The organism is Raoultibacter timonensis (assembly GCF_022845715.1).
Lineage (GTDB): Bacteria > Actinomycetota > Coriobacteriia > Coriobacteriales > Eggerthellaceae > Raoultibacter > Raoultibacter timonensis.
The window spans coordinates 383,527-396,578 of record NZ_AP025564.1; the positions used below are offsets into that span (position 1 = coordinate 383,527).

Sequence of the window (13,052 nt, forward strand, 5' to 3'; positions counted from 1 at the left end):
CCCTCATCTTGCAAGGAGGATGAACGTGCAAAACACGAGCCGTTCGCAATTGGGATCGAACGATATCAGGGCAGCTATCGACTCGATTGCGGTCCGCGATGGTCGCCATTTCGGCCTGAAGAAGGCAGCGCTGCTCGTTTTCTCCATGGCGTGTCTGACGCTTGCCATGCTGGCGGCAACGCCTGCTCAGGCTGAGGCGAAAAGCTACACCTGTCCGAAGGTCGACATAACCGCCGATGCAACCACCGATGGGTCGCTGGAGGTCGTCGAGCAACGGACGTTCGATTTCGACGGTGATTTTACTGCGGTATGGTGGACGTTCGATAGCATTCCCGATAACGGCAGCCTCAAGGTCAACGGCGTGAGCCTCACCAAGGTGGGGGAAGACGGTATGCCGACTGGCGAAACCGTACAGCTGAGCGAGACATCGTTCAACCTCGAATGGCGTGAAGCGGGCGGTCCTGGTACCGATGCGTACTCGGTCGATTCGCCGAAGGATTCCGTCTACGTGTTTTTCCATGCGTCGGACGAGAAGATGATCATCACACTCGATTACACCATCGAAAACGGGGTGGTCGCCTATAAGGACATCGCCGATTTGAACTGGATGTACATCGGAGACCAGTGGGAAGTTGCTTCCGAGAACGTTACGATGACGCTTTCTCTGCCGGTACCCCAAGACACCGCGGTCGTAGCGGGTGAAAACGTGCGAGCATGGGGCCACGGTCCGCTTGACGGATCGCTCACGATCAACGCCGACGGTTCGGTCGTGTATACGACGCCCAAGGTCAATCCCGGTCAGTACGCCGAAGCGCGCGTTGCGTTTCCCGTCGAATGGCTTACGAACCTCAAGGGCGAAGCTGCGCTTGCCCACAGGGAGCAGAACCATCTCGATACCATTTTGAAGGAGGAGCAAACCTGGTCCGATGACGCGAACCGCAACAGGATTCTCTCGCTCGCTTTCGTTATCGGTTTCGGCATCATCGCAGTGCTGCTTATCGCATGGGCACTGCGCGCATACTTCAAGTACGGTCGCGAGCATAAGCCTGCGTTTACGGAAGAGTACTGGCGCGATGTTCCGTCGCCGCAAGACCATCCGGTTGTAATGGCCAGGCTGTGGCGGTGGAACCGCGAGAACAACGACGATCTCACGGCAACGCTCATGCATCTTTCCCATAAGGGTGCGATTCAGATCAACAAGGGCAGCTACGAGCAGCCGGCTTCGTTCGGTCGTACGAAGACCGTCGATGATTACTATCTCACGCGGGTGCCGGCCGTTGCCGACGCGCTGACCGATCCGATCGACCTTGCGGCCATGGACATCCTGTTCAACAAGGTTGCCCGCGGTTCCGACTCGCTGTGGTTCGGCACCATCCAGCAGTACGGTAAAGATAACCCCGAAGAGTTCGTCGACGCCCTTACCACGTGGCAGGGCATCGTGACGGCCGCCGTGAACAAGCGCGATTTCTTCGAAGCGAAGGGAGAGCGCTACCAGTGGCTCATCCTCGGCATTGCGATCGCGTTCGGCGTGATCGGCGTGGGCTTGGCTGTGCTGATGCAGAACTTCATCCCCCTCGTCTTCGTGGTGCCAGCGGTGATTGCGCTGCTGGTGATCGCGAACTACATGCCCCGAAGAAGCCAGGAGGGGAGCACGCTCGATGCGAAGTGCAAAGCGCTGCGTAACTGGCTCAAGGACTTCTCGTCGCTCGACGAGCGTCCGCCTACCGACGTGAAGGTGTGGGGCGAGTTCATGGTCTATGCTTTCATTTTCGGTATTGCACGCGAGGTCATCAAGGCGCTCGAGCTCAAAGTGCCGGAGCTGTTCCAGGATGACGGCATGATGTATTCGAGCGGGTATGTACCGTGGTGGTTCTGGTACAGCACCTCGTACGGCGTGCATGGCACCGCGATGCCGGCGGCAAGCGATCTGTTCCAAACCTCGATCGCCAATACGGTGAGCACGGCGCAAGCGGCCATGTCGGCTGCGGAAGGAAGCTTCAGCAGCGGCGGCGGTTTCGGCGGCGGGTTCTCGGGCGGCGGGGGCGGCGGTTTCGGCGGCGGGGGCGGCGGTGCGCGTTAGTGCGCGAGACGAACCCGTCGGCTGCGAAACGGGAAGACGCAGCGCTTTTCGCTCTTCAAATGCTATAGGTAACCGGTACTTGCTAGAACGTCGATGGCCCGCAAGCCTCGGTACTGCGGGCCATCGACGTTTAGGTCGGACAGCTTGAAGCCCAGGGGTACATCGCGGCGAAGCGTAATAAGCTGTTTGTTGCGCAGCAGCAGATCATGGTTTGCGGCGATCTTTTCCCGCAGTTTCGCGGGCGTGATGCTCGCCTCCTGCTGCACGATGCATTCGATATCGCCGTACTGCGCAATCAGCTTGGCGGCGGTTTTGGGGCCGACGCCGAAGAGCCCTGGGATGTTGTCCGACGAATCGCCCGTGATGGCTTTGAAATCGACCATGGAATGCGGTGCAACTCCGAAACGGCTGATAACCGTATCGACATTGTAAGCGATCGATTTCTTTCCCCTGTCAGCGTATACGTCGGTTGATTCGTTTACGAGCTGCAGCAAGTCGGTATCGTTGGAAATAACGACCGTGGCCATGTTTCCCGCAAGGCCGCATCGCGACACGCGCCTTACCTGGTTTGCTGTGCCCGGAAATCCCGCGGCTTCTGAGTTTTCGAGAACCCCGAAGCTCCCGAACGCCTCGTAGGCCCGAGCCCCTCGTAGGCCAGTCCGAGCCCCCTATACGGGTTTTTCATCGATGTGTTGCATTTTGAGCTTTTCGGCTATGCAGGCCAAGGTAGGCCTTAGCAATAGCCCCTGTTCACAGTCTCGCACACGACTCCCTGTTGCTCGATGGCGTGGATACGGTCGCAAAAACCCGGTCATCGAGGGCTCTTCGTGCAACACAACGAAAGAAAACCCGTATTTCGGTCCCTTGCGGTTCATTTCGGGCCGTATGGATCCGTTTGGAGCGCTTCTCGCTTCTGAAAGCTGCCCATCAGAGAACTCGTTTCCAGAAACAGTCCATCGGAGAAAACCGTGCACGTGCGGTGCCCTCGGTGCTCCCTATAGATTCTACCGCTTGCCGCAGGACTGCGCGCTGGAGAAACCTGCTGGCGGGCGCAAGCGGGTAAGGGAACGCCGAAGCCGGCACAGCCGGGCGGGTCGGTAGAACCCTTGCCGATCGCATGCGAAGTGATAGCCATCGCGCAGGGATTTTGGGTTTTTTGTTAACATATTACATAATGAATTCGTTTCGGTTATAGTTGACCGAGTTACGAAGAGGATCGGTTGGATAATTGCATGCCGGTCCGGATGACGAGATACCGAGCGCCGCGCACGGGGCGCTTTGAGCTGAGGTATATATGAGACAAGTTTATGACAAGCGCATACTGCGAGCGGTGCTTTGCTTTGCCCTTTGCGCTTCCGTGGTTGTGGCCGGCCTGTTCGTTTCCGCGCAGGTGGCCCATGCCGAAACCATTTCCGAAAAGCAGGCCGAGGCCGATGAGCTTATGGCGTCCATCGATTCGTTGCAGACGATGCTCAACGACGCCAATGCGGAGTACGACCGCGCAACGCTTGAGCACGAGCGGGCTTCCGAAGCAGCCGATTCGGCGGCGATCTGCCTCAAGGAAGCGAACCTTCGCGTCGACGGCCTCCAGGAGCAGCTCGCGCTCTGTGCGGCGAGCATGTACAAAAGCGGTGGGACGGCATCCATGCTCGAGGTGCTCATCGGAGCCTCTTCATTCGAGGAGTTCGTTGCTCTTTGGGATTCCTTCGAGCGAATAACCGAACAGGAGGCGGGGCTTATCCAGGAAAGCAAGGAAGCCTGTGCGCTTGCTGAGGCTGCCGAAAAGGAGCTTGCCGAACAGGAGGCGAAAGCCGAGGAAGAGGCCGAGAACGCGAAAGCCGCACGCGATGAGATTGCGGCGGCGAAAGACGAGCTCGACGAGGAGCTCGAGCGGGTAAACGAAGATATCGTCATGCTGAGAGCAAAAGAGGAATCCGAGCGTCTTGCGGCCGACGAAGCGATGCGCCGCGCCCAAGAGGCGGAAGACATTATCGGAAGCGGTGGAGCAACGATAACGGGATGGACGCATCCGATTCCCTCAGGGGCCAGCGTGACCAACGAATTCGGCTGGGCCGGAGCGTGGGATGGAGAGTATCACAACGGCATCGACTTGGGTGCTTCCGAAGGCACGCCTATCGTGGCTGCCACGGCGGGAACGGTTTCCTATGTGGGCGATTACGGCAGCGGCGGAAAAGCCGTGAAGGTCAACCACGGAAACGGGATCGTGACCATCTATATGCACATGAGCAGTCAGGCTGCATCGGTGGGTCAGCAGGTGTCCGCAGGCGATGTGATCGGTTACGTCGGGTCGACGGGTTATTCGACGGGCCCCCATCTGCATTTCCAGATCGAAATGAACGGCACTCCGGTCAACCCTCGTCACTTCATCCGGTTCTGATCGCTCGGTTGCGGGTTTTGCATCAAACGGCATTAAGATTGCATAAAGGGGTCTTCTAAAAAATAGTCAATGGCATACCATGGGCTGTATTCCGGTTGACCATTCGGTTAATCGGCCCGGATAAGGTGTTCGGGTACGGTGCGCGGTGCGAGGAAGACCCCATGAGCGATCAATTCGACAAGTTTGAGAGCCTGCCCGAAGAACGGCGCGAGGCTATTCTAGGCGCTGCGATCGAGACGTTCGGCCGCAGCGATTACAAGGGGGCGTCCACCGAGTCCATCGCCGCAAAAGCCGGCATCTCGAAGGGGCTTCTGTTCTTCTACTTCAAGAACAAGAAAGAGCTGTACCTCTATATCGTGGAGCATCTGATGGAGCGGGTATCCAAGATAGTCGTCGATGACGGATTTTACGAAATCGACGATTTCTTCGAGCTGTTCCATTACACGGCTACCCGCAAGCGGGCGATGCTCGAAAAGATTCCCTACGTGCTCGATTTTTCGATACGGGCGTACTATCCGGAACACAAGGATATCAGGGATACGATGGATGGACGCAGGCCCGTATCGACGTGATGTTCAAAACGTACTTCAAGAACATCCGCTTCGATAAGTTCAAAGACGACGTCGATCCCCGCAACGTCCTCAACATGATGATCTGGATGGCCGACGGATACCTGCACCAGCAGCGCAGCCTTCACCGGCCCATCGACATCGATGCTCTCTTCGAGGAGTTCTTTGCGTGGTGCGAAATGTTCAAGCAGTATGCGTACAAGGAGGAGTATCGATGAGCGCGGTCGTAGAGCTGCAAAACGTGACAAAGGATTACGGATCAGGCCGAGGCGTGTTTGACGTATCGATGCAGGTCGAGAAAGGCGAGGTGTTCGGATTTCTCGGACCGAACGGCGCGGGCAAAACGGTGACCATGCGCAACCTCATGGGCTTCGTGAAGCCGGGATCGGGAACGGCTTCGATCAACGGAATGGATTGCTTTCGGGACCGGGCGAAAATTCAGCGCGACCTAGGATATCTGCCGGGCGAAATCGCCATCATGGACGAGATGACGGGACACGCGTTCCTCGAATTCATGGCCAGCATGAAAGGAATGCGCGACCGCAGCCGCATGCGTAGCCTCATCGAGCGGTTCGAACTCGACCCGTCGCGCAAAATCCGCAAGATGTCGAAGGGGACCAAGCAGAAAGTCGGTCTTGTGTGCGCTTTCATGGCGCAGCCGGCGATCGTGCTGCTTGACGAGCCGACGAGCGGTCTCGATCCGCTCATGCAGAACCGGTTCGTCGACCTTGTTCTCGAGGAAAAGGAGCGCGGCGCGACGATCATGCTGTCGTCCCATCTCTTCGAGGAGATCGAGAAGACGTGCGATCGCGTGGCGTTCATCAGAGCAGGGAGGATTGCGGCGATCGAACGAATGGACGACGTGCGAACCTCGCGCAAGCGGGTTTTCTCGATTACGTTCGCAAGCGAGGCAGAATGCGGTCGCTACCGTGCGGCGCATCCCAAAACGCACGCGATCGGCTCTGTCGTCGAGGTGGAAACAACGGGCGTGATGGACGGGTTCGTAAAGGACCTTGCCGGATACGATGTTGTTGATATGGCAACGCGAGAGCAGACGCTCGAGGAGTTGTTCTTGCATCTGTACGGCGCCGAGGTTGGGGGAGAAAACCATGAATAAGGCCTTGTTCGGAAAAGAACTCAAGGCGAACCTGTTCGTCTCCGTCGTGATAGCTGCCGTTCTGGCCATGTACGTCACCGTTATCGTGAGCATGTTCGATCCCGAATTGGGCGAGAGCCTCGATCTCATGATGCAGAGCATGCCCGAGTTGTTCGCGGCGTTCGGCATGGCGACGCAGGGCGCAACGCTGCTCGATTTCATGCTCAACTACCTCTACGGTTTTCTGCTCGTGCTGTTCCCCTTCGTGCTTGCGCTTATCATGATCAATAAGCTTGTGGTGCGCCCCATCGATCGCGGATCCATGGCGTATCTGCTTGCGACGCCGAATAGCCGCGCGAAGATAGCGTGCACGTTGGCCGGCGTGGTCGTGGCGGTGCTCGCGCTCATGATGGTGTTCGTGACCGTGCTCGAAATCGGATCGTCCGAAGCTCTGTTCTCGGGAGATCTCGATACGGTCGGTTTGCTGCAGACGAATGCGGGCCTGTTCGGTCTATGGTTGCTTATGGCGGGGATCTGCTTCCTTTCGGCTTGCCTGTTTTCGAGCGCCGGCCCGGCGTTGTGGGTCGGCGGGGGATTGTGCATCCTGTCGTTTCTCATACAGATGGTTTCGCAGGTGGGCGATAAGTTCGAGTTTCTCAAGAATGCTACGCCGCTGACGCTGTTCGACTCGTACGGGCTGGCTGCGGGCGACGCATCGGCTATCGGCGGTGCGGTTATCCTCTACGTGGCGGGCGTTGCGCTTTTTGCCGCTGGCGTGGCGGTCTTCGGCAAACGGGATTTGGCGATCTGACGAATGCGGATCGGGTGTGCGGTATGCGGGCACGGGCCGCAACCGCACGGTGGCGGCGCGGGCGTTCGTTGCGGTACGGCTGCCCGTCGTGGATAGTTGACCGATGCGCCTTTCATTCGGCTGTTTTGCCCGCTATAATGCCGCTTTATGGAAACTCAAGGAAATACCAGCGGGTCGGCATCGGGCAACCGTGTGTTGCCGAGCATCGTCTACAAGCTCATGATCGTAGCGGCCACCGTTATCTGGGGCCTGAGTTTCGTTGTGATGAAGGATGCGGTCGATGTGCTGCCTCCCTCGTACCTGATCGGCGTTCGCTTTCTTTCGTGCGGCCTTATCCTCGCGGTTATCTTCTTCAAGAAACTGCGAGCCCATTTCGACCGAGGGCATATCGTGAACGGATGCTTTCTGGGGCTGCTCATCTATCTCGCCTTTTGGATCCAGACGATCGGCCTCACCGATACGACGCCGGGGAAAAACGCGTTTCTCACGGCAACGTATTGCGTGCTCGTGCCGTTCATTTGGTGGTTTATAGCTCGAAAGCGACCGACCGTGTACAACATCGCTGCGGCGGTGCTCTGCATTGCGGGCGTGGGCCTCGTCTCGCTGCAGGGGTCGTTTTCCATGCGGTTCGGCGACTATATGACGCTTCTGTGCGCGCTCGTGTTCGCCGTTCACATCGTGTACGTAGCGAAGCTTTCCGAGGGGCGCGATATCCTCGTGCTGACGGTTTGGCAGTTTCTGTTCGGCGGTGTGTGCGGTATGGTGGTCGGCGCATGCTTCGAAGCGTTTCCTCCCGTCGAGGTGCTGCTTGATCCCGCCTTCCTGTTCAATATGGCCTACCTCGTCATATTCGCTTCGTGCGTTGCCCTCGTGTTCCAAAATGTAGCGCTCGCGCATGTCCCCCCCGCGCAGGGATCGCTGTTCTTGAGTCTTGAGTCGGTGTTCGGCGTGCTGTTTTCGGTCGCTCTGTACGGAGAAGAGCTCACGTTCAAGCTCGTTGCGGGATTCTGCCTCATCTTCGTTGCGATTCTTGTAAGCGAGATGTTTCCGCTCAAGGGGAAAAAGCAACTCGCAGAGGAGCCTGCGGGGGAAGCGCCGCCGATCGAAGAGCTGCGCGACTACGAAGCGCGCGAATTCGGCGACGGGGGCGTCAGGGCGGCTGCTCGGGCGGAGGAATAGGGCACCCACGTTTCATCCGCATTACATAAGCCGCCTATCGGTTGGAGCACTGCTATAATCTCAATTCTGCGATAGATGTTGCCGCGGTGCCACCGAAGGCGTTCGAGCCGAGTGCCGCCGCATGGATGCAGCATCTGATCAAACCGAAGGGAACATCATGGCGGAAGAGAGAAAAGACAACATCATTCTGATCGGCATGCCCGGTGCGGGCAAATCGACGCTCGGGATCGTGCTGGCGAAAATACTGAACTACGATTTCATCGATGCCGACTTGGTTATACAGAACCAATGCGACAAGACGCTGCAGAAACTCATCGATGCGTGCGGCCCCGAGGGCTTCATCGAGGTCGAAAACCAGATTCTCCAGGACATCGAGGCGACGAAGAGCATTATCGCAACGGGCGGCTCGGCCGTATACTCCGAGGAGGCCATGAACCATCTTTCGTCGATCGGCCGTGTGGTCTATCTTCAGATATCGTTCGAGGAACTCGTCAATCGCCTTCATGATCTGCAGGAGCGCGGCGTCGTGCTCAAGGGGGGCATCGGAATGAGCTTGCGCGATCTTTACGACGAGCGCAAGCCGCTTTACGAAAAGTACGCCAACGTGACCGTCAACGTCGATCACCTGTCCATCACCGCTGCGGCTCGCAAAGTCGCCGATGCGCTCAAGTAAGGAGACCAATCATGACCGACCAGATCAAGGCCGCTCCCGTTAAGCCGAACATCACCATTGACGATCTCGATAAGATCGATATCCGCGTGGGCAGGATCGTGCTCGTCGAAGATGTCGAAAACTCCAAGAAGCTCATCAAGATGACGGTCGATTTCGGCGATTTCACCCGTACCATTCTTTCGGGCATGAAGGAGGAGCGCGAAGATCCGAAAGCCGAAATCGAAGGCAAGCAGGCTCTGTTCGTCGTGAATATGGCTCCGCGCAAGATGGCTGGCGAAGTGTCGGAGGGTATGATTTACGATATCGGTTACGAGGATGGTATTCTGCCTGTGCTCGCTGTGCCGGAATCCGAGGTTCCCAACGGAGTGAGGCTGGGCTAGTTCTGCCGAGTTGAAACGAACAAGCGGGGCGCAGCCGACATGGTGCGTCCCGCTTGCTTTTTGGGTCTTGTTTTCGGGTTTAGCGGACTTCAGGCGCTTCGGGTTGCGCGCCGACGCCCGTTTCCTCACGTGCGTCTCGCCGCCGCGATGTCCCTCGCGCCTCGTTGCTGGCGATCCGGCTCCCGCATGGGAACGCGCGCCTCGCCGATGCATCACGGCTTCGACTGCCGTGCCGGCGGCTATCGGCTGCGCTCCATGCGATCGAGATAGGTGGAGATGACCGCTACCGCATCGTCGGCAACGGCCATTTTCCCGCTGTTGATGCAGAGGTCGTAGTTGTTCGCTTCGCCCCATTTCTTATCGGTGAAATAGCGATAATAGTGGGCGCGGTCCTTATCGATTCTCGCAATGCGCGTTTTTGCCTCTCCTTCGCTGATGTTGTTGCGACGCATGACACGGGCGATCCTGTTTTCCATCGGCGCGCTCACGTAGATGCTGATGAGCCCCGGATACGACGAAAGCACCGAATCGGCGCTCCTTCCGACGATAACGCAGGGACTCTCGTCTGCGGCCGAGCGGATGGATTCTATCTCGGCAGCATGGATGGCCGAGGCGATGGGCTGATCGAGATCCGCTCCCGTGAGAAACCGGTTCGGCGTGAAGAGGAAGCGGTTGAGAACCTTTTCGTCATGGGCTTCCACCACATCGTCGGGCAACCCGCTTTTCTGTACGATGCGGTTGATGAGCTCCTTATCGTAGTAGGCGATTCCGAGTGTCGACGCGAGCCGTTCTCCGATTTCGCGGCCACCGCTTCCGTATTCGCGGCTGATCGAGATGATGAGGTTGTCGTTCATGGTCGATATCCTTCCGATTATGTCGTAACAGGATACCTCAGTTGCCGAATTCGCGCATGAGGGGTAAAGCGCGTGCGAGAGCCTTCTTTCGAGCAAGCATGCAAGACTGCCTTAGAGTGGTTCACTATGCCGATTCGGAAGCTGTTCATCGGGTAAAAGATCGAGGCATCTGGTCGCGCCCTTTATATATAAGTTACAATATCATCGATATTTTGCGCTATCAATCGGTATGCGCTGCGGTTGCCGACGGCAACCGTTTTCGCAAGGAGGTCTGCATGAAGGCTGCCCGATCAAACGCGTTCGAGCTACCCGATAATCGGGGGGGGGCGCTTTGTTGCCCGATCGGGGTGCTGGCAGCCGCTTTGATCACCCTTCTGCTCGCCTGTACGCTTGCGGCATCTTCGGATCCGGATACGGCATGGGCGGGCGAACAATCGGCGAATGGGCTCGATGCGGGCTCTGCGGATGTATCGGCGGCAGGGATGAGCGCCGATGCGAATTTGCGCGATGTTCGGGCAGCGGCACCGGCGGGCGCCTTTCTTGTGGAAGGCGGTACGGAAACTACGGATTGGTCGTACTCGAACAACGTTCTCACCGTGCTGACGGGTACCCCGCTCACCATCTCCATGAGCAGCGGACCCACCTCCTCAGACCGCATCGTCATCGACACGTCGGCGGCGAGTGCGGCAGCGGGCGGCACGGTTGCCGCCAAGGTCACCTTCGATTCCGTGAGCATCGATACGCGGAGTACCGGAGACGAGAGCGCACGGACCGTGGGAAAGCCGCCGGTGCACGTGCTGTCGGGCGCGCTCGATCTTAAGCTTGCGGGGGAAACTGCGTTGATTCCGGCATACGGCTGCGCTTGCGTGCAGAACGGCGAGAACGCACTGACCATTTCGGGGGTTGGTAAGCTCTTAGGGAATCAGGATGGAATTTCGACGTCTGCTGCGTGCATCGGGGGCGGAGTCGGTGAATCGGGTTCGAACATCACCATCGACGGCGGTACTCTCGTTCTGAAGACGGTCGGCCGCGATACGGGCATCGGGGGCGGTGCAGCCATAGGGGGCGGTGCGGGCGGGGCCGGCACGAACATCACTATCAACGATGGCTCCGTCGAAGCGCGCGTTTCCTCTTACGGCGGTGCCGGCATAGGCGGCGGCTGGGGTCAGAACGGGGACGGTAAAGACATCACCATCAACGGGGGCATAGTGGTGGCCAATGGCTCTTACGGCGGTGCCGGCATAGGAGCTGGTGGCAGCGGGGCTGTTGCCGAGAACATCTCGATCACGGGAGGAACCGTAACTGCAAAAGGCGGTAGCTACGGCGCTGGCATCGGCGGGGCATTCGGCTGGGACGCTTCGGGTAAGAGCGCTGGCTCTGTTAAGAACATCTCGATCACCGGTGGAAGCGTGACGGCTTCGACTGTCTATGGATGCGCTGCCATCGGGGCGGCGCTCTACGGTTCGGTCGACGGTATCACCATCAAGAACGCAAACGTTACGGCGACGGTAGAAAACGGCAGTGGGGCGGCCATCGGTTCTGGTGGGGGCGATTCGTGGGGCGCTCCCACTTCGGCGAGCAACATCGTTATTGAGAACGCCGAGGTTACGGCAAAGGCGCACGGTGGGGGAGCCGGCATAGGCGGGGGGAGTGCGTCTCGCAATGGCGGCGGTACGGTGTCGGGCATTACTATCGAAGATTCCATTGTGACGGCATCGACGAGAAGAGAAAACCCCGATTTCGACGGCGCTTCTGCGATTGGTGGCGGGAAGGGGAGCGGCGACGTTTCGGGCATCGTCATCTCCGGCGGACAGATTACGGCAACGGGGAGCTTCGACGCCGACGCTATCGGGGATGGGGCGGAGTCGACCGCTGCGCACGAGGCGGAGGTAACCATCACCGGCGGCGTGTTCGGTGCGGGAACGTTTGCGAAAGACGACGCTGACCAGTGGGTCGGCGATGTCTATGCCGTTTTGCCTGCAGCGGGGTATGCGGTTGTGGCCAACGCAGAGGCTGCAACGGCAACGAGTCATCCATACGAGGTGGTGGGGCAGTCTGCGCCGAGCATTTCGGTATCGGCTCCCTCGGGGCTGGTTTATTCGGGCGAGCCGATCGATGGCTCGGGCTTTACGGCGAAGGCCTCGTACGGTGCGACGGACGCCTCGTCGTCTGCCGTGCTGGAGTACAAGCTGGCGAGCGCAGCCGATTCCGCATACTCGGCGGTGCTGCCTATCAGCGCAGGGGCGTATACCGTGCGGGCGATGGTTGGCCCTTGGGCCACCGAGAGCGTGGCATATGCCGGCGCGTCCGCCGAGGCGGGCTTTTCCGTCGCAAAGGCAGCGTTCGCATTTGACGGGCCTGCCGGCTGCACGGTGCGCGCGGGGAGCAGGCTGGATGAGATCGCCGTTTCCAACGTTGCGCAAGGCATTGCGGTAAACGGTACAGTCGAATCTGTGCAAGGTAGGTTCATCTGGTATACCGACGAAGCGCGGACCCAGATGCCTGCTGAAGGATTCTCCTTCAGCGGGAACCCTGGTTCTACCGCTATCCTGTACTGGTCGTTTGTGCCTGCCGAGAATAAGGCGAATGCGAACTACACGACCGATCCGGTGGAAGGCATTGCGGCCTTCACGATTGCGCAAGCAGGAACCGATCCCGGCGACAAGTCCGACGACGAGCTCGGTGACGGATCCGATGGCGGCAAAAGCGAGATCCGCGACCTTCCGTCGCCGGAGGCAGGCGGTGCAGCCCTTCCGTCCGTGGGCGACGCATGTTTTCCGGTCACTCTGATCGTAATAGTGGTTTTGTCATCGGTTCTTGCGGCTGGCGCCGCTTTCGTCCGTCGCGCGGCATCAACGGGAGCAAAACGACATACCATGCGCTAGGCTTGGCGCAGTAAAGTGTACCGCTGCCCCGTTGCTTCTCGAGCAATGGTACGGTTCTATCACATTACGAACTCTCATGTGGTACTATAAAACGTCGCACTCATTTTCAGATTGCGTATATAGTTTC

The 13,052-nt window shown here is 58.6% G+C and carries 12 protein-coding genes; 10 read left to right on the forward strand and 2 right to left on the reverse strand.

Going from position 1 to position 13,052, the window contains the following annotated elements; all coding sequences use genetic code 11:
• Positions 1 to 25: 25 nt before the first annotated feature.
• The gene (locus MWL89_RS01550; protein ID WP_244411497.1) at positions 26 to 2,080 is read left to right on the forward strand and encodes a DUF2207 domain-containing protein; all 2,055 of its coding nucleotides are present in this window, start codon (positions 26 to 28) and stop codon (positions 2,078 to 2,080) included.
• A gap of 62 nt (positions 2,081 to 2,142) precedes the next feature.
• On the opposite strand, the gene MWL89_RS01555 is transcribed toward MWL89_RS01550, so the two are convergent.
• Positions 2,143 to 2,634, reverse strand: coding sequence for a 5'-3' exonuclease (locus MWL89_RS01555; protein ID WP_244411498.1), 492 nt, complete (start codon positions 2,632 to 2,634; stop codon positions 2,143 to 2,145).
• A gap of 740 nt (positions 2,635 to 3,374) precedes the next feature.
• Here MWL89_RS01555 and MWL89_RS01560 point away from each other — a divergent pair.
• The 8 genes from MWL89_RS01560 (at position 3,375) to MWL89_RS01595 (ending at position 9,186) form a co-directional block, all read left to right on the forward strand.
• Entirely contained in the window at positions 3,375 to 4,478 is a 1,104-nt protein-coding gene (locus MWL89_RS01560) for a M23 family metallopeptidase (RefSeq protein WP_244411499.1), read from the forward strand.
• A gap of 161 nt (positions 4,479 to 4,639) precedes the next feature.
• On the forward strand, positions 4,640 to 5,050 hold the full coding sequence (locus MWL89_RS01565) for a TetR/AcrR family transcriptional regulator (RefSeq protein ID WP_244411500.1): 411 nt from the start codon (positions 4,640 to 4,642) through the stop codon (positions 5,048 to 5,050).
• Positions 5,047 to 5,265 (forward strand): hypothetical protein, encoded by a 219-nt coding sequence (locus MWL89_RS01570; protein WP_244411501.1) that lies wholly within the window; start codon positions 5,047 to 5,049, stop codon positions 5,263 to 5,265. Before MWL89_RS01565 ends, MWL89_RS01570 begins: the two co-directional genes overlap by 4 nt.
• Positions 5,262 to 6,164, forward strand: a complete 903-nt coding sequence (locus MWL89_RS01575; RefSeq protein WP_244411502.1) for an ABC transporter ATP-binding protein — start codon at positions 5,262 to 5,264, stop codon at positions 6,162 to 6,164. Before MWL89_RS01570 ends, MWL89_RS01575 begins: the two co-directional genes overlap by 4 nt.
• Entirely contained in the window at positions 6,157 to 6,954 is a 798-nt protein-coding gene (locus MWL89_RS01580; RefSeq protein WP_244411503.1) for an ABC-2 transporter permease, read from the forward strand. Before MWL89_RS01575 ends, MWL89_RS01580 begins: the two co-directional genes overlap by 8 nt.
• Before the next feature lie 147 nt (positions 6,955 to 7,101).
• On the forward strand, positions 7,102 to 8,133 hold the full coding sequence (locus MWL89_RS01585; protein WP_244411504.1) for a DMT family transporter: 1,032 nt from the start codon (positions 7,102 to 7,104) through the stop codon (positions 8,131 to 8,133).
• Positions 8,134 to 8,290: 157 nt separating this feature from the next.
• The gene (locus MWL89_RS01590; RefSeq protein ID WP_102379637.1) at positions 8,291 to 8,806 is read left to right on the forward strand and encodes a shikimate kinase; all 516 of its coding nucleotides are present in this window, start codon (positions 8,291 to 8,293) and stop codon (positions 8,804 to 8,806) included.
• Between the two features lie 11 nt (positions 8,807 to 8,817).
• A complete protein-coding gene (locus MWL89_RS01595) occupies positions 8,818 to 9,186 on the forward strand; it encodes a tRNA-binding protein (protein WP_244411505.1) in 369 nt (122 codons plus the stop codon).
• Positions 9,187 to 9,425: 239 nt separating this feature from the next.
• Here the strand turns inward: MWL89_RS01595 and MWL89_RS01600 are convergent, their stop codons facing one another.
• Positions 9,426 to 10,040, reverse strand: a complete 615-nt coding sequence (locus tag MWL89_RS01600; RefSeq protein ID WP_244411506.1) for a cytidylate kinase-like family protein — start codon at positions 10,038 to 10,040, stop codon at positions 9,426 to 9,428.
• Between the two features lie 275 nt (positions 10,041 to 10,315).
• Between MWL89_RS01600 and MWL89_RS01605 the strand changes: the two genes are divergently transcribed.
• Entirely contained in the window at positions 10,316 to 12,925 is a 2,610-nt protein-coding gene (locus tag MWL89_RS01605) for a hypothetical protein (RefSeq protein ID WP_244411507.1), read from the forward strand.
• Positions 12,926 to 13,052: the final 127 nt, after the last annotated feature.

What these genes read in the sequence shown, in the direction of transcription:
- MWL89_RS01560 (WP_244411499.1), top strand. Translation starts at nt 3,375, where the DNA reads ATGAGACAAGTTTATGACAAGCGCATACTGCGAGCGGTGCTTTGCTTT.
- MWL89_RS01565 (WP_244411500.1), top strand. Translation starts at nt 4,640, where the DNA reads ATGAGCGATCAATTCGACAAGTTTGAGAGCCTGCCCGAAGAACGGCGC.
- MWL89_RS01575 (WP_244411502.1), top strand. Translation starts at nt 5,262, where the DNA reads ATGAGCGCGGTCGTAGAGCTGCAAAACGTGACAAAGGATTACGGATCA.
- MWL89_RS01580 (WP_244411503.1), top strand. Translation starts at nt 6,157, where the DNA reads ATGAATAAGGCCTTGTTCGGAAAAGAACTCAAGGCGAACCTGTTCGTC.
- MWL89_RS01585 (WP_244411504.1), top strand. Translation starts at nt 7,102, where the DNA reads ATGGAAACTCAAGGAAATACCAGCGGGTCGGCATCGGGCAACCGTGTG.
- MWL89_RS01590 (WP_102379637.1), top strand. Translation starts at nt 8,291, where the DNA reads ATGGCGGAAGAGAGAAAAGACAACATCATTCTGATCGGCATGCCCGGT.
- MWL89_RS01595 (WP_244411505.1), top strand. Translation starts at nt 8,818, where the DNA reads ATGACCGACCAGATCAAGGCCGCTCCCGTTAAGCCGAACATCACCATT.
- MWL89_RS01600 (WP_244411506.1), bottom strand. Translation starts at nt 10,040, where the DNA reads ATGAACGACAACCTCATCATCTCGATCAGCCGCGAATACGGAAGCGGT.
- MWL89_RS01605 (WP_244411507.1), top strand. Translation starts at nt 10,316, where the DNA reads ATGAAGGCTGCCCGATCAAACGCGTTCGAGCTACCCGATAATCGGGGG.